Genomic DNA, 21,861 nt, shown 5'->3' on the forward strand with positions numbered 1-21,861 from the left:
CTCGACGTGTCAACGGCCGCACACACGACGGAGGCGTCGTCCCGCGGTGTGGGACGACGCCTCCGTCGGACTCCGAATTACGGCTCCGGGCTCAGGTGAGGCGGATCTGCCGGTTCATGTCCTTGTACAGGAGGTAGCGGAAGGGCTCCGGCCCGCCCGCGTAGCAGGCCTGCGGGCAAAACGCCCGCAGCAGCATGTAGTCGCCCGCCTCGACCTCGACCCAGTCGTCGTTCAGGCGATAGACGCCCTTGCCCTGCAGCACGAACAGGCCGTGCTCCATGACGTGCGTCTCAGCGAAGGGGATGGATCCGCCCGGCTGGAACGTGACGATGTTGACCTGCATGTCGTGTGCCATGTCGGAGGCGTCGGAGAAGCGGGTCGTGGCCCACACGTCGTCGGTGTCGGGCATCGAGACCGGCGCCACGTCCTTGTCGCTCGTGACGAAGGAGGCCGGAGCGTCCACGCCGTCGAGCCACTCGTAGGCCTTGCGGATCCAATGGAAGCTGGTGAGTTCCTCGCCCTCGTTCGCGAGCGACCACGAGGCACCGGGCGCGAGGAAGGCGTAGCCGCCCTCGTCGAGCACGTGCCTTTCCCCGTCGAGCGTGAGCGTGAGGCTGCCCGTCGTGACGAACACCACGCCCTCGACGCCCGACTCCGGCTCCGGCTTCGCGGCACCTCCGCCGGGGGCGATCTCGACGATCAGCTGCGAGAACGTCGTCGCGGAGCTCGGGGTCGGCCGCGCGATGATCCACGCTCGACTGTTCGTGAAGCCCGGGAGGCTGCTGGTGACGATGTCACGCAGCACCCCCTTCGGGATGAACGTGTACGCGAGCTTGACGACCGCGCGATCGGTGAGCAGGTCGGACTGCGGGGGCAGCCCTCCGGCCGGGGTGTAGTAGGACATCAGGCCTCCTCGGTGATGAGTTTCGGGTGGGCGAGGCGGGTCAGCTCCGCCGGCTCCGCGTGCGTGGCGGAGCGTACTTCCTCGGCGGTGACGGCTCCGCACTCCAGGCCGCGCACGACGAAGCGCGCGAGCGCTCGGGCCGTCGCCGGCTCGTCCATGATCGACGCGTCGCCGCCGTGCAGATAGTTGTCGAGGCGTCGCGCCGCGGCGGCGAACCCCTCTCGGTAGAACGCATACGTCGCGAGATACCGGGTGGGCAGTTGCTCGGCCGCCAGATCCCACCCCTGGTAGTACCCGCGCTCGAGCGAACGGCGCACCAGTCGGGCATGCAGCTGCCATGCGGCGAGCACGTGCTCCGGCTCGCCCACCGGGATCACGTTCGTCGATCCGTCGGAGAGCCGCACGCCGGTCTCGGCGACCGCGACCTGACAGACCTGCTTGGCGTAGTCGGCTGCCGGGTGCTCCATCGACTGGTACGCGGCGGCGATCTGCAGCGAGGCGCTGTAGTCGTAGGTGCCGTAGTGCAGTGCCGAGACCCGGCCGTTCGCCCGGTGCAGCAGCGTCGCCACCGGCACCGAGCCGTCGGCGGCGATGATCAGTTGCGGCGTCTCCATCTGCACCTCGAAGCGCAGCCGGCCATCCGGCAGTCCGAGCACGGCTTCGAAGCGCTCGCACAGCGAGACCATCGCCTCGACCTGTTCGACCGTGGTGACCTTGGGCAGGGTGAGCACGAGGCCGTCGGGCAGCGGGCCCTTCGATGCGAGCGTGCTCAGGAAGAGATCGAGCGTGCGGATGCCCCGACGCCGCGTGGGCGCCTCGAAGCACTTGAACCGGATGCCGATGAACGGCGGCGCGACCCCGGCGGCCACCGCCGCGGCCACACGTTCGGCGGCGAGCACCGCATCCGCGTCCTCCTCCGCATCCGGTCGCGCGCCGTAGCCGTCCTCGAAGTCGAGGCGCAGGTCTTCCAGGGGCTCGGCGACGAGCTTCGCGTCGACGAGCGGTGCGAGCTCGCCGGCGAGATGCCCGAGCCCGACCGCTTCGGCGAGGGCCGCCGTGCCGCCGAACGCCTCGACGGCGGCAGCCGCCTGGGCTGCGAACACGGCCGGCAGCTCTGGTGTGAAGCGGTCGGCCGGCACGTACAGCGTGTGCACCGGCTGCCGGGTGCCGTCATCCCCCGGGTACTCGGTCGCGAGCAGCGTGTCGGTCCCGGCGAGCCGGGCGTCGATGTCGGCGAGGTCCTGTTCCGAAAGGGCCGCCATCAGTCCACCAGCTCGTACGCGGGCGTGGTGAGGAAGTCGACGTACTCGTCATCGAGGCACAGCTGCCGCACCAGACGGGCGGCCGGCGCGTAGTGGGCGGCGAACGCGGCGGGATCGACCTCGCCACGCAGGCGCTCGACCTCCTCGCCGAGCAGCGTCTCGACGAGCTCGGGCGTGACGGTGTTGCCGGTGTCGGCGAGAACCGTGTGGTTGCGCACCTGCTGCCAGACCTGCGAACGCGAGATCTCGGCCGTCGCCGCGTCTTCCATCAGGTTGTGGATCGCGACCGCGCCGTTGCCCGACAGCCAGACCGCGGTGTAGGCCACGGCGACGTAGAGGTTCGCCCGCAGCCCCGCCTCGGTCGCGTCGCCGTCCGCCGAGGCGATGTCCAGCAGCTGCTCCGCCGTCACCCGCACGTCGTCGCGCAGGCTGTCGAGCTGATTCGGCTTGTCGCCGAGCACCGCGTCGAACACCTCGCGGCAGATCGGCACCAGGTCGGGGTGCGCGACCCATGAGCCGTCGAAGCCGTCGTTCGCCTCGCGCGTCTTGTCGGCGCGCACCTTGGCGATCGCCGCCTCGGTGACCTCGGGGTCGCGGCGGTTCGGGATGAACGCGGCCATGCCTCCCATCGCGAAGGCGCCTCGGCGGTGGCAGGTGCTCACGAGCAGCTCGGTGTAGGCGCGCATGAAAGGGGCCGTCATCACGATGCTGGCGCGGTCGGGGAGGACGAAACGCTCTCCCGCGTCGCGGAAGTACTTGATGATGCTGAAGAGGTAGTCCCAGCGGCCGGCGTTGAGGCCGGAGGCGTGCTCCCGCAGCTCGTAGAGCATCTCCTCCATCTGGAAGGCCGCCGGGATCGTCTCGATGAGCATGGTCGCGCGGACCGTGCCGTGCGGGATCCCGATCTCCTGCTCGGCGAACGTGAACACGTCGTTCCACAGCCGTGCCTCGAGGCGGGACTCCATCTTCGGCAGGTAGTAGAACGGCCCCTGACCGGCCTCGGCCAGCACCTTCGCGTTGTGGAAGAAGTGCAGACCGAAGTCGACGAGTGCGCCGACGGCGGGTGCCCCGTCGATCTCGATGTGCCGCTCGGCCATGTGCCAGCCGCGCGGGCGGACCACGACGACGGCGAGGGGCGCATCCGTGCGCAGGCGGTACTCCTTGCCCTCGGGCGAGGTGTGCGAGAGGGTTCCGCGTGCGGCGTCGCGCAGGTTGACCTGCGCGTCGACGACGTTGAACCAGTGCGGGGTCGAGGCATCCTCGAGGTCGGCGAGCCAGACCTTCGCGCCGGAGTTCAGCGCGTTGATGGCCATCTTGGCCGGCGTCGCGGGGCCGGTGATCTCGACCCGGCGGTCGCGCAGCGCCTCCGGCGCCTCGGCGACCCGCCAGTCGCCCTCTCGGATGTCGGCGGTCTCGGCCAGGAAGTCGAGTCCACCTCCTGCGGCGGCGGCGGCGCGATCTTCGACCCTCGCGGCGAGCAGTTCGTCGCGGGTGGCGGCGAAGCGCTCATGCAGCTTCGTGAGGAAGTCGAGCGCCTCGGGGGTGAGGATCTCGGCGACGCGGGCGATCATGGACGGGGTGGTGACGATGGCGGACACGACGGTCACTCCTTGCTCGAGGCGGTGGTTCCGGCGACGCGGACGATCGCCTCGGCGACCGCGCCGGCCACCAGAGGATCGAACACGCTCGGGATGATGAAGCTCGCATTGAGTTCGTCCTCGCTCACGCGGGATGCGATGGCCTCGGCAGCTGCGACCAGCATAGGCGGCGTGATGTCGGAGACACCGGCGTCGAGGAGGCCTCGGAAGAAGCCGGGGAAGGCGAGCACGTTGTTGATCTGATTGGGGAAGTCGCTGCGGCCGGTGGCGACGACGGCGGCGTGCTTCGACGCGACGATCGGGTCGACCTCCGGCGTCGGGTTCGCCATGGCGAAGACGATCGCGTCGTCGGCCATCGCGGCGATGTCGGCTTCGTCCAGCACATGGGGCGCGCTGACGCCGATGAACACGTCGGCGTCGACCATCGCCTCTTTGAGGGTGCCGCGGAAGTCGCGCGGGTTGGTGGTGGCGGCGATCTCCGTCCGGTGCGCGTCGGTGTACCCGGCGCCGCGGTGGATCGCGCCGTCGCGGCCGCAGGCCACGATGTCGTGCGCGCCCTCGGCGAGCAGCAGCTGCACGATCGCGTTGCCGGCCGCGCCGACCCCGGAGAGGACGATGCGCACGTCTTCGATCTTCTTGCCGACGACCTTGAGCGCGTTCTGCAGCGCGGCGAGCGTCACGATCGCGGTGCCGTGCTGATCGTCGTGGAACACGGGGATGTCGAGCTCTTCGCGCAGGCGCGCCTCGATCTCGAAGCAGCGCGGCGCCGCGATGTCCTCGAGATTGATCCCTCCGTAGACGGGCGCGATCGCCTTGACGATGCGGATGATCTCCTCGGTGTCCTTGGTGTCGAGGCACACGGGCCAGGCGTCGACGTCGGCGAACTGCTTGAAGAGGGCCGCTTTGCCTTCCATGACGGGGAGCGCGGCCTCCGGGCCGATGTCGCCGAGGCCGAGCACGGCGGTGCCGTCGGTGACGACCGCGATGGTGTTGCGCTTGACGGTGAGCTGGCGGGCCTTGGACTTGTCCTCGGCGATCGCCATGCAGACGCGGGCGACGCCCGGCGTGTAGGCACGGGAGAGGTCGTCGCGGTTGCGCAGGCGCACGCGCGGCACGACCTCGAGCTTGCCTCCGAGGTGCATCAGGAAGGTGCGGTCGCTGCTGACGCGCACGCTGACGCCGTCGAGCGCGTCGATGGCCGCGCGCACCTCGTCGGCGTGGCTTTCGCCGGTCGTGTCGCAGGTCAGGTCGACGACGATCGTCGAGTGATGCGACTCCGCCACGTCGAGAGCGGTGACGGCCGCCCCCGCGCCGGCCGCGGCCGCGGCGAGCTCACTGGTGACACTGAACTTCGACGGTGCGTCGATCCGCAGGGTGATCGAGTTCCCCGGTCCGGGATTCGCCATGATTCCTCCTCATCGAGGTGCACCCCCGCGCCTCCGCGAGCCACACCGTGTGCCTCTTCAAATCTCTCACGTTTTCGTATCGTGGATTCTATTGTCTACTTTATGGAAGTTCGGCGCAAGTGAGGCGCAAGCTTCGGCGGGGCGTTTCGACATGGACCTCTCGCATGATGGAATGAACCGCGAGCATGGGAGAGCAATGGCTGAGAGCAAGACAGCGAAAAGCGCCGGATCCGGCGTGCAGTCCGTGGAGCGCGTCTTCGAGCTCCTCGAGCTGGTGACGGATGCCGGTGGGGATGTGACGCTGAGCGAGCTCGCCGCATCCACCGACCTCCCCCTCCCGACCATCCACCGGCTGCTGCGCACCCTCGTCTCCCTGGGCTACGCGCGCCAGCTGCCGAACCGGCGCTACGCGCTCGGGCCGCGGCTGATCCGCATCGGCGAAGGCGCGTCGAAGCAGTTCGGCGCGCTCGCCCGCCCCCAGCTCAAGGGACTCGTCGACGCACTCGGAGAGAGCGCCAACATGGCCGTCCTCGACGGCGACATGGTCGTCTACGTCGCACAGGTGCCCTCGCTGCACTCGATGCGCATGTTCACCGAGGTCGGCCGGCGCGCGCACCTGCACGACACCGGCGTCGGCAAGGCGATCCTCTCGCAGCTGCCGGACGAGACCGTGCGCGGGATCGTGGCCAGGGCGGGGATGCCGACACCGACCGAGCACAGCATCGGCACGGTCGACGCCCTGCTCGCCGAACTCGAGCTGATCCGCGAGCGCGGCTACGCGGTCGACGACCAGGAGCAGGAGATCGGCGTCCGGTGCTTCTCGATGGCCGTGCCGAACGCGCCGACCCCCACCGCCGTCTCGGTCTCCGGACCGGTGTCCCGCGTGGACGAAGCCTTCGGCGAGCGCGCCGTCCCCCTCCTGCGCAAGGCGGCGGAGGCGATCGTCGCCGAGCTCGACGACTGATCGCACACCCGACGGAGACGCACGTCCGCGCCCCGGCCCCGAGAAGACTCGGCGGCCGGGGCGCTTTCGTCACTCCGCGTCGGAGCCGCTGGCGCCGGCGTTCACATCGAGCAGCCGATACTTCTCCGCCGCCCGAGCGGGGACCGCGGCATCCACGTCTCCCCGTGCGGCGAGCAGTTGCAGGGTGCGCACGACGACCGAAGGGCCGTCGATCTTGAAGAACCGTCGCGCGGCGGCCCTGGTGTCGGAGAATCCGAAGCCGTCGGCACCGAGCGTCGCCCAGTCGTTGTCCACGAACTGCCGCACCTGGTCGGGCAGATCCTTCGCGTAATCGCTGACCGCGACGATCGGGCCGTGCGCCGCCGCGAGCTGCTGCACGAGGAACGGCGTCCGCTGCGGCTCCTCCGGATACAGGAACGCGTGCTCCTCCGCGGCGACCGCATCGCGGCGCAGCTCGGTCCACGAGGTCACGGACCAGACGTCGGATGCGACTCCCCAGTCGTCGGCCAGGAGGCGCTGTGCCTCCTGTGCCCAGGTCACACCGATGCCCGAGGCGAGCAGGTGCGCCCGCGGGGCCTCGACAGCCGAGATCCGGTGGATGCCGCCGAGGATGCCGTCCACGTCGACGCCCTCGGGCTCCGCGGGCTGCACGATCGGCTCGTTGTAGACCATGAGGTTGTAGATGCGATTGCGGTCCTCGGAGTCCTCACCGTACATCCGCTCGATCCCGGCGCGCACGATGTGGCCGATCTCGTACCCGAACGCGGGGTCGTAGGTCACGACAGCGGGGTTGGTGGCGGCGAGCAGCGGGGAGTGACCGTCGGCGTGCTGCAGGCCCTCACCGGTGAGCGTGGTGCGCCCGGCAGTCGCCGAGATCAGGAAGCCCCTGGTCATCTGGTCGGCGGCGGCCCACAGGGAGTCGCCCGTGCGTTGGAACCCGAACATCGAATAGAACACGTACACCGGGATGAGCGGAACCCCGTGGGTCGCATAGGCGGTGCCCGCAGCGGTGAATGCGGCGACCGATCCGGCCTCGTTGATCCCGGCGTGCACGATCTGGCCGGAGGTCGCCTCCTTGTAGGACAGCACGATGTCGCGGTCGACCGAGAGATACTGCTGTCCCTTCGGGTTGTAGATCTTCGCGGTCGGGAAGAACGCGTCCATCCCGAACGTGCGTGCCTCGTCGGGGATGATCGGCACGATGCGCTTCCCGAACTCGGGATCGCGCATGAGGTCCTTGAGCACGCGCACGAAGGCCATGGTCGTGGCCGCCTGCTGCGTGCCGGAGCCGCGCGCCGCGACCTCGTACGCCCGAGGATCCGGCAGCGTGATCGGCGCGTGCGCGGCCCGACGCTCCGGGACGAATCCGCCGAGCGCACGGCGCCGATCCAACAGGTACGCGATCTCAGGGGCATCTGCTCCCGGGTGGTAGTACGGCGGCTCGTACGGAGCGGCCTCCAGCTGCGCATCCGTGATCGGCACCCGCAGGTGGTCGCGGAAGTCCTTGAGGTCCTGCAGCGTCAGCTTCTTCATCTGGTGCGTGGCGTTGCGCGCCTCGAAGCGCGGTCCGAGGCCGTAGCCCTTGACCGTCTTGACGAGGATGACCGTCGGCTTGCCGTTGTGCGCGAGCGACTGCTGGTACGCGGCGAACACCTTGCGGTAGTCGTGGCCGCCGCGCTTGAGACCCCAGATCTGCTCGTCCGTGTGGCCGTCGACCAGGGTGCGCGTGCGCGGGTCACGTCCGAAGAAGTTCTCGCGGATGAACCCGCCGGACTCGGCTTTGTAGGTCTGGTAGTCGCCGTCGAGCGTGGTGTTCATCACGTCGACGAGCGCGCCGTCGACGTCGCGCTCGAGCAGGTCGTCCCACTCGCGCCCCCAGATCACCTTGATCACGTTCCAGCCCGCACCGCGGAAGAAGCCCTCGAGCTCCTGGATGATCTTCCCGTTGCCGCGCACGGGGCCGTCGAGGCGCTGCAGGTTGCAGTTCACGACGAAGGTCAGGTTGTCGAGCCCGTCGTTCGCGGCGAGCTGCAGCAGGCCCCGCGACTCCGGCTCGTCCATCTCGCCGTCGCCCAGGAACGCCCACACGTGCTGCTCCGAGGTGTCCGTGAGCCCACGCCCCTGCAGGTAGCGGTTCGACTGCGCCTGATAGATCGCGTTCATCGGACCGATGCCCATCGACACCGTCGGGAACTCCCAGAAGTCGGGCATCAGGCGCGGATGCGGGTACGACGGCAGCGCGTGCCCCTCCCGGGACTTCTCCTGACGGAAGCCGTCGAGGTCCTCCTCGGTGAGCCGCCCTTCGAGGAAGGCCCGCGCGTACATACCGGGAGAGGCGTGGCCCTGGAAGTAGACCTGGTCGCCGCCGCCCGGGTGGTCCTTACCGCGGAAGAAGTGGTGGAAGCCGACCTCGTAGAGCGTGGCCGCCCCGGCATAGGTGGAGATGTGTCCGCCCACGCCGATGCCCGGCCGCTGCGCGCGGTGCACCATGACCGCGGCGTTCCAGCGCATCCAGGCGCGGGCGCGCCGTTCGAGCTCCTCATCGCCGGGGTATGCGGGCTCGTCGGCCGCGGCGATCGTGTTGACGTAGTCGGTCGTCGCGATCGGCGTGGAGGCGAGCCCGGCGCGGTCGACCAGTGTCCGGACGATGCGCTCACCCCGCTCGCTGCCGCGTTCGGCGATCAGGGCGTCCAGGGATTCGAGCCACTCTGCGGTCTCCTCGGGGTCGAGGTCGACGTCAGGGGCGGAGGCGCGATTGTCGGTCACGGTTCGGCCTTTCTTGTTAGATGGGGGTGAGATCGGGAATCGGGAGGATCAGACGTGGACGCACGCATCGCCGTCGTGACGGGGGCAGGTTCGGGAATCGGTCGCGCGACCGCGCAGGCCCTGCTGGAAGCCGGATTCCGCGTGGCCCTCGTCGGCCGTCGCGAGGACGCCCTCCGCGAGACCGCGGGAGGGCACCCGCGTGCGCTGGTCGTGCCGGCCGACGTCACGAGCGCCGACCAGGTCGACGCTCTCTTCGACACCGTCGTGGCCGAGTGGGGCCGGGTGGACGTGCTGTTCAACAACGCCGGCGTCTTCGGCCCCGCGGCCTCCGCGGCCGAGATCTCGCCCACCGACTGGCAGGCGACGCTCGACGTCAACGTGACCGGCGCACTGCTCTGCGCGGGCGCCGCGATGCGCACCATGATCGCGCAGCGCCCCTCGGGCGGCCGCATCATCAACAACGGCTCCATCTCGGCACACGTGCCGCGGCCGCTCTCCGTGGCGTACACGGTGAGCAAGCACGCGATCACGGGCCTGACGAAGTCCCTCGATCTCGACGGCCGCCCTCACGGCATCTCCGCCGGGCAGATCGACATCGGCAACGCCAGGACCGAGATCATGGACCGACTCGGTGTGGGCGACGGCGCTCTGCAGGCCGACGGCACGCGGCGCACGGAACCCACCTTCGATGTGGTGGATGCCGCGCGCGCGGTGCTCTTCATGGCCCAGCTGCCGCCGGAGGCGAACGTCGCGAGCCTCACGGTCGCGGCCGCCGGAATGCCTTTCGGGGGTCGAGGCTGACCCGCTCCTTGCGGAGCGTGCGGATGACGTCGGTCTTCACGGCCCGCACGGGGCTCGCCGCGAACACCGAGGGGTCTTCCGGTGTCCCCTTCGTGAAGTGGTTGAACACGAGGTTCAGCAGGATCGCCATGATGGCCGCCGAGCTGATGCCCGATCCGAAGATGACCTGGAACCACGTCGGGAAGTTCATGTAGATGTCGTGGTTGACCTCGGGCAGCACACCGAACGACAGCGAGGCCGCGACGATGATGAGGTTCATGTTGCCGTCGTACTTGACCTTCGCGAGCGTGCGGATGCCGGAGGCGGTGACGGTGCCGAACAGCACCAGCCCCGCGCCACCCAGGACGGCGGTCGGCACGGCGGCGACCACGCGACCGAGCACCGGCAGCAGGCCGAGGATGATGAGGATCACCCCACCGGCGGCGACCGCGTAGCGGCTCTTGATCTTCGTCACGGCCACCAGACCCACGTTCTGGGCGAAGGCGCTCTGCGTGAACGAGTTGAAGATCGGGGAGATGGCGCTCGAGACCATGTCGGCACGGAGGCCGGCGGCGATGCGCTTGCGGTCGACCTTCGATCCGGTGATCTCGGCCACCGCGATGATGTCGGCCGTGGTCTCGGTGAGGATCACCAGCACGACGATCGTCATCGACACGATCGCCGCCAGGTCGAAGGTCGGCACGCCGAAGGCGAACGGGGTCGGGAACGCGAAGACGGGCCCCTCGAACACCTTCGAGAAGTCGGCCTTGCCGATGATCGCGGCGAAGACCGTGCCGATCACCATCGCGAGCAGGATCGACAGCCGCGAGATCGTCGCGTTGCCGAGCTTGCTGAGGAGCATGATCACGAGCAGCGTGAATCCGGCGATGCCCACGAACACCGGGTCCGCATAGTTCTCGGCCTCGGGGTTCGCGCCGGTGATCCAGCGCGCGGCGACCGGCACGAGCGAGAGTCCGATCATGGTGATCACGGTTCCCGTCACGACCGGCGGGAAGAAGCGCACGATCTGCGCGAAGAACGGGGCGATCACCAGGCCGATCAGCGAGGCGACGATGACGGCCCCGAACACGGCGGAGAGACCGCCGCCCTGGTTGACGATCGCGAGCATGGTGGCGACGCCCGCGAACGAGACCCCCTGCACGAGCGGCAGCTGGGAGCCGAAGAACGGCAGCCCGAGGGTCTGCAGGAGGGTCGCGAGACCGCCCATGAACAGGCAGGCCGCGATCAGCACGCCCACCTCGGTCGAGTTGAGCCCGGCGGCCGCACCGATGATCAGCGGCGGAGCGATGATGCCGCCGTACATCGTCAGGACGTGTTGGAGACCGAAAGTGAAAGCGGTCCCTGCGCCCAGGCGCTCGTCTTCCGGGCGGTTCGATTCCGTCCGGGTCTTTCGGGGCTTGCGTACGGCGAACATCGGTGGACCTCCTCGTCCATGACCCGCAGTCGGGGTGTGCTTTCTGATGGGGGTTCGAGGGGTCGAGGGCAGCCTCGACCAGGGGTGGGGTGGGCTCGGTGCGTCGGGAGCCGGGCCCACCCCGATGCGTCGGCACGAGGCCGACACACGGTGGGCGATCCGTGGATCGCTGTCAGGTGTCGCGGTGGTCGGTGCCGCGGATCAGCAGAAGCCGGCGACGCCGTCCCAGGCGCGGTGATCGGCATCCGCTCCGTCGCGCAGGAACGAGGCCTCGATCAGTCCGTACGGGCGGTCGGCCGCGTAAAAGACCTCGTTGGGGTTCTCCAGCCCGAACGGCGAGAGGTCGACGACGAAGTGGTGGCTGTTCGGTGTCGAGAAGCGCACCTCCTCGATCTCCGGGTGCGCCTCGAGCACGGCCGCGGCCATGTCGTGCAGGGTGTTCTGCAGCGCGTAGGAGTAGTTCGCCGTGAAGGCCTCGAGCAGGATGCGACGGACGTCGGCGTAGACCTCGTTGAAGTCGATGTCGTTGTGTCCGTAGCGCCACTTCGCGGTGACGGAGGTGGCGAGGATGCGGTCCGTGGTCTCCTGCAGCGTCGTGTACCTGTCCTTGGGGTAGCCGACGAATCCGCTCTCGGTGGACTTGAGGACCTTGAGGTCCTTCAGGCCGGCGATGACGGTCGTCTCCTCGCCGTCGATCTGCACGAGCGCCGTGCGGGTCTCGGTGCCGCCGCGCACGAACGAGTGGTCGTGCCCCTCTCCGGCGACGGGGATGCGCTCCCAGGTGTACTGCTCGGCCTCCCAGCGGCCTCCGGTGACCCAGTCGAACTCTCCGGTGAAGTGGCGTCCGAGTCGGAGCAGGAACTCCTCCGGACTTCCCACGCCGTCCTTGGCGAAGGCGTACACGGTGTTCTTCTGCGTGTCGGTGGCGACGACGTTCTCGTTGTTCCCGTCGAAGTGCGCACTGGCGAAGTCGCCGCGCAGCTGCGAGGTGACGTTGAGATCCTCGATCTCGTGGCGGGCGGTGTCGCGGGTGACGCGGACGACGCGAACCTCGGCTTTGCCGTACTGGTTCTTGCCCAGGATGATGTCGGTCATTTCACTACTCAGCTTCCTCGGTAAGTGGAATATGCGAACGGACTGAGCAGCAGCGGCACGTGATAGTGCTCCTGCTCGGCGTCGACCAGGAAGGTCAGCACCACCTCCGGGAAGAAGGTGTCCGTGTCGATGCCGGCGAAGTAGGTCCCGGTGTCGAACCGGAGGCGGTAGGCGCCGCTCTCCAGCCGATCGGGGCCCAGTTCTTTCACCCGTCCGTCAGCATCGGTGAAGCCCGTACCGATCCCGACCCATCCATCGCCGTCGCGGGCTTCGAGTGCGACGGCGACGCCGGGCGCTGGGCGCCCGATCGATGTGTCCAGGATGTGGGTGGTCACGTGAGAGACGCTCATGCGCGTGCTCCTTCAGTCTCGATGGCGCCGGCGAGGCGCAGGGCGGCGATCTCGCGCAGCTGCTGGTCGATCACGACCAGCTCCTGCGCAGGAGTGTGGGCGAGGCGCTGCCGGAGCAGGGCGAGGATGTCTTCTGCCGAGCGACCGGCCGCGCGGACGAGGAAGACCCGGTCGAACTTCTCCTCGTAGGCGCGGTTGCCCTCGGCGAGAGCTTCGGCGGCCGACGCGTCGACCCCGGCCTGCTCGCTCCGGGCGTGCGCCGCCTCGGCGCTGTCGCCCTGCGCTCGCTCGCCGATGCGGGGGTGGTGCGCCAGGGCGGCGTCGAGCTCCTCTTCGGTGAGCGGTGCGGCGACGGTCATGGCGGCAGCCGTCAGCGCCTCGACAGAGGCGTACGGCCGGCCGTCCACGAGCGCGTCGTACCAGCGGGAAATGTCCAGAGCGGGCTTCGCGATGCCGATCGCAGCATCGCGGGTGCGGGAGTTGAACTCCTCGAGCAACATCTTCGATCCTCAAGAACATGCTGGCATCCGGCGCGTAGGGTGATACGGAACCTCTCTCGTTTCTCGTTCGAGAGCTACTGCTTTCCGTATGCCGGAACTGTTATTTCAGCATGTGCAACTATTGTGCGTCGGGCTGATCCGCATGTCAAGGGTTCTCAGACATCCAGTTCGGCGCGGAGACGAGCCACGTGGCCCTCCGCCTCGACGCCGTACTCGGCGCGCTGCACGACGCCGTCGGCATCCAGCACGAACGTCGAGCGGATGACGCCGTCGAACGTCCGGTCCCCGATCGTCTTCTCCCCCCAGGCACCCCAGGCCTTCGCCACGGCGGCGTCGGTGTCGGCGAGCAGAGGGAATGTCAGGCTCTCGGCGGCGGCGAAGGACCGGACCTCCTCGACCGTGTCTGGCGAGATGCCGATCACCGCGTATCCGGCTGCCGCGAGCGCCGAGAGGCTGTCGCGGAAGTCGCAGGCTTCGGTCGTGCAGCCGGGCGTCGCCGCCTTCGGGTAGAAGTACACCACGACCTTGCGGCCGCGGTGGTCGGCGAGAGCCGTGGCCGTTCCGTCGGCGTCGTTCAGGGTGAATGTCGGGGCGGTGTCGCCGATCGTCAGGGTCGTCATGTCGTTCTCCATTCGGGGGCCGGTCAGGGGGGTCCAGGTGGTCGGGGCGTCGGTCAGGTGGTCGGGGCGTCGGTCAGGAGGTGGGGCTGGCGAGAGCGGGTCGGAGTTCAGCGCAGGACGAGGTGCACGTCGAACGCTTCGGCCAGTTGCATGATCTTGCGTGCGCGCCCGAGGCGCGGCAGGTCGCTGCCATCGCGCACGATGCGTCCACGGGCGTCGAAGTCTTCGAGGAAGGAGTGCGCCCATTCGACATCGGTGCGGGTCGGGCTGATGACCTCGTTGACCACGGAGGTCTGGTCGGTCGAGAGGCACAGCTTCCCCGTCATCCCCATCGACACGGTGATCGCCGACTGCTCGCGCAGCACGGGATGGCTCGTGCCGACGGTCGGCCCGTCGATGGGTCCGGGGAGATCGCCGCAGCGACTCGCGACCACCAGGCGGGCGCGGGGGTAGGCCATCGCCTCGCGATCGGCCGACATCCCGGTGTCGCGGCGGAAGTCGCCGCTGCCGAAGGCCAGCCGGAACGCACCCTCGGCGCGGGCGATCTCCGTGGCGTTCTCGATGCCGAGAGCGGACTCGACGAGCGCGACGACGGGCACCCCGCCGCCGAGGCGGTGGAACGTGTCGGTGACCTGACTGCCGTGCTCGGTCTTCGCGAGCATCACGCCGCGCAGCCCCGGCGCCGCCCGCAGCACCTCCAGGTCGGAGGCCCAGTGGTCGCTGGTGACGTCGTTGACACGCACCCAGGCGCTCCCGCCCTCCCGTAGCCAGCGGCCCACGTCGTCGCGCGCCTCCGCCTTGCGACTCGCGTCGACCGCGTCCTCGATGTCGAGCACGACGGCGTCCGCCGAGGAGCGCGCGGCCTCGTCGAAGGTCGCCGGCTGGGTCGCCGCGACGAGCAGCCAGGAGCGCGCGAGCTCGGGGGCGATCCCGGGGCCACTCCCGGGCGACGAGGGCACAATCAGAGTATTCATCAGCCGATTTCCGTTCTGCGAAAGTTTGCTTCTGCAGTTCGAAAGTCTAGACCGCGCTTGTCGACAGCGCCAGCGAAGAGGTGCCGTCGACGAGGCCCCTGTTCCGCACCCCGGATTCAGCGCGCGGCGATGACGGCGTCCCATACGGCGGCAGCGACCGCGCGCTTCGATCCCGTGGACGTCGCGACGACCGCGCCCGCCGGGCCGAGGACGAGCACGGCGTTCTCCGCGCTCTCGAATCCGCGATCCCAGCCCACCTCGTTCACGACGAGCAGATCCACACCCTTGCGGGCCTGCTTGCGGCGAGCGCGCTCCAGGAGTTCGCGCTCATCCCCCGCCGTCGCCGGCGTCTCCGCAGCGAAGGCGATGACGAGCTGGCCCTGCGCCCTGGCCTCGACCAGCCCCGCGACGATGTCGTCGTTCTGGATGAGCTCGATGCTCGCCAGTCCCCCGCCCTCCTTGGTGAGCTTGCGATCCGACACCTCGCCGGGGCGGTAGTCGGCGACCGCCGCTGCCATCATGAGCACGTCGGCGGATGCCGCCGCGTCCGCCATCGCCGCCCCGAGTTCCGCCGCCGTCCCGACCGGGACGATGCGGACGGACGGATGCCGCGCCTGGTCGAGGACGTCGCCGGAGATGTTCGCGGCGACGAGGGTGACCTCGGCCCCGCGCGCCGCCGCCTCTGCGGCGAGCGCGACTCCCTGCCGCCCGCTGGAGCGGTTGCCGAGGAACCGCACCGGGTCGAGGGGCTCGCGGGTGCCGCCCGCCGAGATCGCGATCCGCACGCCCTCGAGGTCGCGGGGGGCGAGAGCGGCGAACACGGCGGCGGCGATCTCCTCCGGCTCCGACATGCGGCCAGGGCCGCTGTCCCCACCGGCGAGCTCGCCGTCCGCCGGACCGACGAGCCGCACACCGCGCGCCTGCAGCGTGGCGATGTTCGCCCGGGTGGCCGGGTGCCGCCACATCTCCGCGTGCATCGCGGGGGCGATGATCACCGGGGCCTCGGTGGCGAGCAGCGTGGTTCCGAGAAGGTCGTCGGCGAGCCCCGCGGCCATCTTCGCGATCGTGTTGGCCGTGGCCGGAGCGACCACTACGAGGTCCGCCCCCTGCCCGAGTGCGACATGACGCACCTTCGCCACGTCATCGTGCACGCTCGTGGTCACGGGATGACGACTGATCGCCTCCCAGGTCGGCAGGCCGACGAAGCGCAGCGCGTCCGCGGTGGGCACCACGGTCACTTCGTGCCCGCCCTTCATGAGCAGGCGCACGAGGTGCACCGTCTTGTACGCGGCGATGCCGCCCGATACTCCGACGACGATGTTCACACGGTCGATTCTGCCAACTTCTAGACTGATCCGGTGTGCACGGTCGTGATCGATGTGGCAGAGGCGGGAACGGCTCGGCTCCTCGCCGTCCGCGATGAGGACCCGGAACGCGAGTGGGACGCCCTCGGCGAGTGGTGGCCCGAGACCCATCCGGGCGTGATCGGCGTGCGCGACCGCCGCGCGGGCGGCGCCTGGCTCGCGATGAACCCGGCCGCGCGCCGACTGGCGGTGCTGCTGAACCGGGCAGACGTGGTCGACCTTCCCGCCGAGCTGGCCCTCTCCCGCGGCAGCCTCGCCCTCGAGTCCGTGAGCGGACGCTCCCCGGAGGGGACGCTGCCGATGCACGGCTTCAACCTCGTCGAAGTGGGCCCCGAGGGGGCACGCGTGCGCAGCTGGGACGGCGAACGCCTGGTGGAGACGCCGATCGACGCGGGCACGCACATGATCGCGCACGACGACCTCGACGATGACGCCACGGCGCGGATCGCCACCTGGCTGCCCGAGTTCCGGGCACTCGGCGCCACCTCCGACAGCCTCGACTGGGCGGGCGACTGGGTCGCGCTGCTCGCAGAATCGGCGCGCCTCTCCCCCGAGGACGACCGCGCGATCATCCGCGACAACCGCCCCCACGGGTACCCGACGCAGTCGCTCCTGTATTGCACGGCATCCATCGCCCCGGACGCGGTCGACCTCGACTATCGCGCCCTTCCGGTGCCGGCGCACTGGGCTGACTGACCCGTCGCATCCACCTCCCCTCGGAGTCGTCTTCCTTGACGCCGAAACCGGATCCCGGCTACTCTTTCCGTAAAGCAGAGTTTCGTTTCCGAATCATGGAAGTTGAAGAGGAGGGAGATCGCGTGACCACGGACATCGCACCGAAGAACGCCGACGAGAAGGAACGCGACACGGGGCATCCGATCGTGAACATCGACCCCGACCTCTCCATGCCGACCGGGGCGGAACGCGACACGGGGCATCCGATCGTGAACATCGACCCCGACCTCTCCATGCCGACCGGGGCGGATCGGTCCGGGAGCTACCTCCGGGCGATGCGCATCCTGTTCCCCAAGGCTCCCTGAGCGCGCCCGACCCTCAGTCCCGGCTCCCCTCGACCGTCGCCGCCTCGTCGATCAGCTGCAGGAGACGGGCGGCGACGCTCACCGCGATCACGGCCGGCTGCTTCCCCCCGACCTCGGGGATGCCGATCGGCGTCGTCACCCTGGCGAGCTCGCTCTCTGCGTGCCCCAGTTCGCCGAGCTTCTTGCGGAAGCGCGCCCACTTCGACGCCGAGCCGATGAGCCCGATCGAGGCCAGCCCTTCCGGCCCCGGCGGCAGACGCAGCGACATGTCGATCACGGCGAGATCCTCGACGTGATCGTGGGTCATCACCAACACATGCGAGCCCGCGGGGAGACCTGCCAGCGCCGATTCCGGCACCGGCGCATGCGTGACGTGCACGCGCGCGACCGCGTCCGCGAACACCCCCGATTCGCCGGGCACGCCGATCCGCTCCGCCGCCAGCATCTCGTGCCGTGAATCGATCAGGTGCAGATCGACCTCATGGCGGGCGAGGATCCGCGCGAGTTCCAGCCCCACGTGCCCGATGCCGAAGACGGCGATGCCGGGCGTCACGCGAATCGGTTCGAGCATCATCGTGACCTCTCCTCCACAGCACTGCACGCCGTATTCGGTGACCGCCTTATCGCTGAGGGTCAGCGTCAGCACCTCCGGCTCGGCGACGCCGGCGCTGAGCATCGCTCGCGCGCGGTCGACCGCGGTCGCCTCGAGGTTGCCGCCCCCGACGGTGCCGAACACCGCGCCGGGTGCCACCACCATCTTCGCGCCGCCGTTGCGGGGCGCGTGGCCGCGCACCAGGGCCAGCGTGACGATCACCGCCGGCGTGCGGGCCGCCCGCAGCGCCTGCAGTGCGTCGAGCCAGTCCATGTCGCTCCTCCTCGGCGGCGGCTCAGCCGGCGCCGACGAGCTCAGGTTCCGCCGCACCCTCGGCATCCGCCGCCTGCTGCGCCGCACGGACCGCCCAGAACACGGCCTCGGGCGTCGCCGGGGAGGCGAGCTCGACCGAGTGGCCCGCCGGACCGAACTCGGCCACGGCCTGACGGATCGCCTCGCGGGCGCTGAAGGCGAGCATGAACGGCGGCTCGCCGACGGCCTTCGAGCCGTACACGGCACCGTCCTCCCTGGCGTTCTCGAAAAGCCGGACCGAGAACTCTGCGGGCATCTCCGAGAAGCTCGGCAGCTTGTACGTCGACGCCGACTGGGTCTGCAGGCGGCCGCGGTGCGGCCCGTCGCTCTCGTCCCAGCGAAGCTCTTCCAGGGTCAGCCAGCCGACGCCCTGGACGTAGGCGCCCTCGATCTGCCCGATGTCGAGCAGGGGCGACAGCGAGTCCCCGACGTCGTGGATGATGTCCACGCGGCGCACCGTGTAGGCGCCGGTGAATTCGTCGACCTCGACCTCGGTCGCCGCACTGCCGTAGGAGAAGTACTTGAACGGGGAGCCCTGCATGATGTCGGGATTCCAGTGCAGCCCCTCGGTGCGGTAGTACCCCGCCGCGAAGAGCTGGACCCGCTGGAGGTAGGCGGCGTTCGCCACCTCGGCGAACGTGAGTCGTCCCTCCCTGTTGCCCAGGCCCGTCACGAACCCTCCCGAGAAGCGCACGTCCCGCTCGTCCACGCCGAGCAGGCGCCCGGCGACCGCCGCCATCCGCTCCCGGATCTGCTCGCAGGCGTTCTTCACGGCGCCGCCGTTGAGGTCGCTGCCGGAGGATGCCGCGGTGGCCGAGGTGTTCGGCACCTTGTCGGTGCGGGTGGGCGCCAGGCGCACCTGGTGCAGCTCGAGGCCGAGGGCTGTCGCGGCGACCTGCATCATCTTGGTGTGCAGACCCTGTCCCATCTCGGTGCCGCCGTGATTGATCAGCACCGAGCCGTCCTTGTACACGTGCACGAGGGCGCCGGCCTGGTTGAAGGCCGCGAAGTTGAACGAGATGCCGAACTTGATGGGCGTCATCGCGAGCGCGCGCTTGAGGTGCGGGCTGCGCGCGTTGAACGCATCGATCTCGGCCCGGCGCCCGTCGACGTCCGCCTCCTCACGCAGCTGCCCCCAGATGGCGCCCATCCGATCGGCGTCCTTGACGAGCTGGCCGTACGGCGTGCTCTGCCCTCGACGGTAGAAGTTGCGCTGGCGCAGCTCGATCGGATCGATGCCGAGCGCCGGGGCGACCCGGCCCAGGATGTCCTCGATGAGGAACACCCCCTGCGGCCCGCCGAAGCCGCGGTACGCGGTGTTCGACGCCTTGTTCGTCTTCGCGATCCGGCCGTGCGCGTGCATGTTCGGGATCCAGTACGCGTTGTCGATGTGGCAGAGTGCCCTGCCCAGCACCGGCTCGGACAGGTCGAGGCTCCAGCCCCCGTCGCACGTGAGCACGGCCTCGAGTCCCTGCAGCATCCCGTCGGCGTCGAAGCCGACCTTCCACTCGATGAGGAACGGATGCCGCTTGCCGGTCATCGTGATGTCCTGCGTGCGGTTCAGCCGCAGCCGCACCGGGCGCCCGGTGAGCTTGGCACCGAGGGCCGCGATCGCGGCGAACCCGTGCGGCTGCATCTCCTTGCCGCCGAAGCCGCCCCCCATGCGCAGGCACTGGACCGTGACCTCGTTCGAGCGGATGCCGAGAACGTGCGCGACGATCTCCTGCGTCTCGGAAGGATGCTGCGTGGAGCACTGCACGAAGTAGCCGCCCTCGGTGTCGCGGACCGCGAACGAGGCGTGCGTCTCCAGATAGAAGTGCTCCTGGCCGCCGAATTCGGTGACGCCCTCGAAGACACGGGCAGCCGAGGCCAGGGCGGATGCCGCATCGCCGCGCTCGACCGTGCGCGCGATCCCCTGGAAGGAGCCCGCGTCGATCGCGTCACGCACGGTGATCAACGACGGCAGCGGTTCGTAGTCGACCTTCACCGCCTCGGCGCCGAGACGCGCAGCCTCCTGCGTCTCGCCGAGCACCCAGACGAGGGCGTGCCCGTAGAACCGGGACTCGCTGGGGAACAGCGGCTCGTCGTGCTTGATGCCGGCATCGTTGACGCCGGGGACGTCCTCGGCGGTGAGCACCCGGACGACGCCGGGCACGTCGTACGCTCCGGAGACGTCGACGGTGACCTTCGCGTGCGCGTTGGTGGACTGCACCGGCCAGGCGGTGAGCACGCCCGCGGTGCGCACGGCGACGTCGTCGGTGTACATGGCCGCACCGGTGACGTGCAGGGCGGCGCTCTCATGGGCGGCACGGGTACCGACGACGGCGCCGTCCGGGCGATCGGCGAGAGCACTCATGCCGACACCTCTTTCGATTCGATGACGGTCGCGCTGTACAGCTTGAGCAGCGCGGTGTTGAGCATGAGCGCACGGTAGTCGGCGCTCGCGCGGTGGTCGGACATCGGGGTCCCCTCCGACCCGAGGACCTCGGAGGCCGCGCGCACGGTGGCGACGTTCCACGGCTGGCCGATCAGGGCCTCCTCGGTCGCGCGGGCGCGCAGCGGCGTGGCGGCCACGCCGCCGAGTCCGATCTTCGCGGCGGTCACGACGCCGCCGTCGATATCGAGGGCGAACGCGATCGCGACGCTGGAGATGTCGTCGAAGCGGCGCTTGGCGATCTTGTGGAAGGCCGTGACCGCGGCCAGCGGCCGCGGGATGCGGATGGCGCGGATGAGTTCATCGGGACGGCGCACGGTCTGCCGGTAGCCGGTGAAGTACTCGGACAGCTCGACCTCGCGCTCGACGATCCCTGATCCGCCCGGCGGCGCCGAGACGAGGACGAGCCTGGCGCCGAGGGCGAGCAGCGCGGGCGGGGCGTCGCCGATGGGCGAGCCGGTTCCGAGGTTGCCGCCGAGGGTGCCGCGGTTGCGGATCAGTCGCGACGCGAACTGCGGGAACAGCTGCGCGAGGAGCGGCACCGTGCCGTCGAGGAGCTTCTCGACCTCCGACAGGGAGAGCGCGGCGCCGATCTCGATCTCGTCGTCGGCGACGCGGAGGGTGCGCAGCTCCTCGAGCTGCTCGACAGCGACGACGAACGGGGCCCGACGCCCGCGGATGTTCACCTCGACGCCCCAGTCGGTAGAGCCGGCGACGAGCTGGGCTTCGGGCTCGTCGCGGACGATGCGCAGAGTCTCGTCGAGCGTGACGGGGCGCAGGAAGCGCGACCCGCCCACTTCGACGTCCGTCCGCACGGCCGCCGGTGCCGGGTCGGCCAGCCGCTGCCGGAGCGGGTCGCTCCGCTCCGGCTCGCCCAGCGTGTAGGCGGCGTCGCGGATCGGCCGGTAGCCGGTGCAGCGGCAGAGGTTGCCGCTGAGGGCATGCAGGTCGAAGCCGTTCGGGCCGTGTTCTCCGTCGTGCTCGCCCTCGTGGACAGGGCAGTCGCCGTCGGCATCCGACACCTCGTGCGGCGCTACCCGGTCTTCCCGGTAGTACTCCCCTGCCATGCTGCAGACGAAGCCGGGGGTGCAGTAGCCGCATTGCGATCCGCCGGCCTCGGCCAGCTTCTCCTGCACCGGGTGGAGCGAATCGGGGCCGCCGAGCCCCTCCGCAGTGACGATCTCCTGCCCGTTCAGCGCATAGACCGGGACGAGGCAGGCGTTCACCGGCGTCCACGCGGTGCCGCCCTCGGGCGTCGGCGTCGCGAGCAGCATCGCGCACGCCCCGCATTCGCCCTCGGCGCAGCCCTCCTTGCTGCCGGACAGTCCGGTATCGCGCAGCCAGTCGAGCGCGGTCGCATGGGCGGCGGTGCCCGAGAGGGGACGACGCTGACCGTTGACGTTGACGACGATGTCATTCACAGTGATCTCCGAGTGAGGTGAGTCTATGCGTGATGGGCGGTGCC

The 21,861-nt window shown here is 69.7% G+C and carries 19 protein-coding genes; 4 read left to right on the forward strand and 15 right to left on the reverse strand.

The genetic code is table 11. The features are described from left to right. Nucleotides 1–91 precede the first annotated feature (91 nt). From CQ042_RS16490 to CQ042_RS16505, 4 genes are read right to left on the reverse strand one after another with little or no spacing between them, the layout of a single operon-like run. Nucleotides 92–907 carry a bifunctional allantoicase/(S)-ureidoglycine aminohydrolase gene (locus CQ042_RS16490; protein WP_105671575.1) on the reverse strand — a complete coding sequence of 272 codons (816 nt, stop codon included), beginning with the start codon at nt 905–907 and terminating at the stop codon, nt 92–94. Further along, nucleotides 904–2,166: a DUF6986 family protein gene (locus CQ042_RS16495; protein WP_105671539.1), complete on the reverse strand. Its 1,263-nt coding sequence runs from the start codon at nt 2,164–2,166 to the stop codon at nt 904–906. Before CQ042_RS16495 ends, CQ042_RS16490 begins: the two co-directional genes overlap by 4 nt. Further along, nucleotides 2,166–3,737: a malate synthase A gene (gene aceB, locus CQ042_RS16500; RefSeq protein WP_219844871.1), complete on the reverse strand. Its 1,572-nt coding sequence runs from the start codon at nt 3,735–3,737 to the stop codon at nt 2,166–2,168. The genes CQ042_RS16495 and aceB overlap by 1 nt, the downstream gene beginning before the upstream one ends. 32 nt (nt 3,738–3,769) lie before the next feature. Continuing rightward, nucleotides 3,770–5,170: an NADP-dependent malic enzyme gene (locus CQ042_RS16505; RefSeq protein WP_105671540.1), complete on the reverse strand. Its 1,401-nt coding sequence runs from the start codon at nt 5,168–5,170 to the stop codon at nt 3,770–3,772. A gap of 196 nt (nt 5,171–5,366) precedes the next feature. On the opposite strand from CQ042_RS16505, the gene CQ042_RS16510 reads away from it, so the two are divergent. Beyond that, the gene (locus tag CQ042_RS16510) at nt 5,367–6,134 is read left to right on the forward strand and encodes an IclR family transcriptional regulator (protein ID WP_105671541.1); all 768 of its coding nucleotides are present in this window, start codon (nt 5,367–5,369) and stop codon (nt 6,132–6,134) included. 69 nt (nt 6,135–6,203) lie between these two features. On the opposite strand, the gene aceE is transcribed toward CQ042_RS16510, so the two are convergent. Continuing rightward, a complete protein-coding gene (gene aceE, locus CQ042_RS16515; protein WP_105671542.1) occupies nt 6,204–8,900 on the reverse strand; it encodes a pyruvate dehydrogenase (acetyl-transferring), homodimeric type in 2,697 nt (898 codons plus the stop codon). Nucleotides 8,901–8,954: 54 nt separating this feature from the next. Between aceE and CQ042_RS16520 the strand changes: the two genes are divergently transcribed. Next, nucleotides 8,955–9,701, forward strand: a complete 747-nt coding sequence (locus CQ042_RS16520; protein ID WP_105671543.1) for an SDR family oxidoreductase — start codon at nt 8,955–8,957, stop codon at nt 9,699–9,701. Here the strand turns inward: CQ042_RS16520 and CQ042_RS16525 are convergent. The 7 genes from CQ042_RS16525 to coaBC form a co-directional block, all read right to left on the reverse strand. Next, nucleotides 9,658–11,115: a nucleobase:cation symporter-2 family protein gene (locus CQ042_RS16525; protein WP_105671544.1), complete on the reverse strand. Its 1,458-nt coding sequence runs from the start codon at nt 11,113–11,115 to the stop codon at nt 9,658–9,660. The two genes, CQ042_RS16520 and CQ042_RS16525, sit on opposite strands and share 44 nt — an antisense overlap. A 201-nt stretch (nt 11,116–11,316) precedes the next feature. After that, nucleotides 11,317–12,210, reverse strand: a complete 894-nt coding sequence (gene pucL / locus CQ042_RS16530; RefSeq protein ID WP_105671545.1) for a factor-independent urate hydroxylase — start codon at nt 12,208–12,210, stop codon at nt 11,317–11,319. An 8-nt stretch (nt 12,211–12,218) separates the two neighbouring features. Further along, on the reverse strand, nt 12,219–12,560 hold the full coding sequence (gene uraH / locus CQ042_RS16535; RefSeq protein ID WP_105671546.1) for a hydroxyisourate hydrolase: 342 nt from the start codon (nt 12,558–12,560) through the stop codon (nt 12,219–12,221). After that, nucleotides 12,557–13,060: a 2-oxo-4-hydroxy-4-carboxy-5-ureidoimidazoline decarboxylase gene (uraD, locus tag CQ042_RS16540; protein ID WP_105671547.1), complete on the reverse strand. Its 504-nt coding sequence runs from the start codon at nt 13,058–13,060 to the stop codon at nt 12,557–12,559. Before uraD ends, uraH begins: the two co-directional genes overlap by 4 nt. Nucleotides 13,061–13,215: 155 nt before the next feature. Further along, nucleotides 13,216–13,680, reverse strand: coding sequence for a thioredoxin-dependent thiol peroxidase (gene bcp, locus CQ042_RS16545; RefSeq protein ID WP_105671548.1), 465 nt, complete (start codon nt 13,678–13,680; stop codon nt 13,216–13,218). 107 nt (nt 13,681–13,787) lie between these two features. Further along, entirely contained in the window at nt 13,788–14,654 is an 867-nt protein-coding gene (locus CQ042_RS16550; RefSeq protein ID WP_105671549.1) for a CoA ester lyase, read from the reverse strand. Nucleotides 14,655–14,770: 116 nt separating this feature from the next. Continuing rightward, entirely contained in the window at nt 14,771–15,979 is a 1,209-nt protein-coding gene (gene coaBC / locus CQ042_RS16555) for a bifunctional phosphopantothenoylcysteine decarboxylase/phosphopantothenate--cysteine ligase CoaBC (RefSeq protein WP_105671550.1), read from the reverse strand. A gap of 33 nt (nt 15,980–16,012) precedes the next feature. On the opposite strand from coaBC, the gene CQ042_RS16560 reads away from it, so the two are divergent. Together CQ042_RS16560 and CQ042_RS16565 are read left to right on the forward strand one after the other, a co-directional pair. Beyond that, nucleotides 16,013–16,714: an NRDE family protein gene (locus tag CQ042_RS16560; protein WP_105671551.1), complete on the forward strand. Its 702-nt coding sequence runs from the start codon at nt 16,013–16,015 to the stop codon at nt 16,712–16,714. A 122-nt stretch (nt 16,715–16,836) separates the two neighbouring features. Beyond that, nucleotides 16,837–17,058, forward strand: coding sequence for a hypothetical protein (locus tag CQ042_RS16565; protein WP_105671552.1), 222 nt, complete (start codon nt 16,837–16,839; stop codon nt 17,056–17,058). 13 nt (nt 17,059–17,071) lie between these two features. On the opposite strand, the gene xdhC is transcribed toward CQ042_RS16565, so the two are convergent. The 3 genes from xdhC to CQ042_RS16580 are packed head-to-tail and all read right to left on the reverse strand — an operon-like array spanning nt 17,072 to nt 21,817. Further along, nucleotides 17,072–17,923: a xanthine dehydrogenase accessory protein XdhC gene (gene xdhC / locus CQ042_RS16570; RefSeq protein WP_105671553.1), complete on the reverse strand. Its 852-nt coding sequence runs from the start codon at nt 17,921–17,923 to the stop codon at nt 17,072–17,074. 22 nt (nt 17,924–17,945) lie between these two features. Next, nucleotides 17,946–20,318: a xanthine dehydrogenase molybdopterin binding subunit gene (gene xdhB, locus CQ042_RS16575; RefSeq protein WP_105671554.1), complete on the reverse strand. Its 2,373-nt coding sequence runs from the start codon at nt 20,316–20,318 to the stop codon at nt 17,946–17,948. After that, a complete protein-coding gene (locus tag CQ042_RS16580; RefSeq protein WP_105671555.1) occupies nt 20,315–21,817 on the reverse strand; it encodes a xanthine dehydrogenase small subunit in 1,503 nt (500 codons plus the stop codon). Before CQ042_RS16580 ends, xdhB begins: the two co-directional genes overlap by 4 nt. Nucleotides 21,818–21,861: the final 44 nt, after the last annotated feature.

Source organism: Microbacterium sp. MYb62 (genome assembly GCF_002979475.1).
In the GTDB taxonomy this organism is placed as follows: domain Bacteria; phylum Actinomycetota; class Actinomycetes; order Actinomycetales; family Microbacteriaceae; genus Microbacterium.

What these genes read in the sequence shown, in the direction of transcription:
- xdhB (WP_105671554.1), bottom strand. Translation starts at nt 20,318, where the DNA reads ATGAGTGCTCTCGCCGATCGCCCGGACGGCGCCGTCGTCGGTACCCGT.
- CQ042_RS16505 (WP_105671540.1), bottom strand. Translation starts at nt 5,170, where the DNA reads ATGGCGAATCCCGGACCGGGGAACTCGATCACCCTGCGGATCGACGCA.
- bcp (WP_105671548.1), bottom strand. Translation starts at nt 13,680, where the DNA reads ATGACGACCCTGACGATCGGCGACACCGCCCCGACATTCACCCTGAAC.
- uraH (WP_105671546.1), bottom strand. Translation starts at nt 12,560, where the DNA reads ATGAGCGTCTCTCACGTGACCACCCACATCCTGGACACATCGATCGGG.
- CQ042_RS16525 (WP_105671544.1), bottom strand. Translation starts at nt 11,115, where the DNA reads ATGTTCGCCGTACGCAAGCCCCGAAAGACCCGGACGGAATCGAACCGC.
- CQ042_RS16495 (WP_105671539.1), bottom strand. Translation starts at nt 2,166, where the DNA reads ATGGCGGCCCTTTCGGAACAGGACCTCGCCGACATCGACGCCCGGCTC.
- CQ042_RS16550 (WP_105671549.1), bottom strand. Translation starts at nt 14,654, where the DNA reads ATGAATACTCTGATTGTGCCCTCGTCGCCCGGGAGTGGCCCCGGGATC.
- CQ042_RS16510 (WP_105671541.1), top strand. Translation starts at nt 5,367, where the DNA reads ATGGCTGAGAGCAAGACAGCGAAAAGCGCCGGATCCGGCGTGCAGTCC.
- aceB (WP_219844871.1), bottom strand. Translation starts at nt 3,737, where the DNA reads ATGATCGCCCGCGTCGCCGAGATCCTCACCCCCGAGGCGCTCGACTTC.
- uraD (WP_105671547.1), bottom strand. Translation starts at nt 13,060, where the DNA reads ATGTTGCTCGAGGAGTTCAACTCCCGCACCCGCGATGCTGCGATCGGC.
- xdhC (WP_105671553.1), bottom strand. Translation starts at nt 17,923, where the DNA reads ATGGACTGGCTCGACGCACTGCAGGCGCTGCGGGCGGCCCGCACGCCG.
- pucL (WP_105671545.1), bottom strand. Translation starts at nt 12,210, where the DNA reads ATGACCGACATCATCCTGGGCAAGAACCAGTACGGCAAAGCCGAGGTT.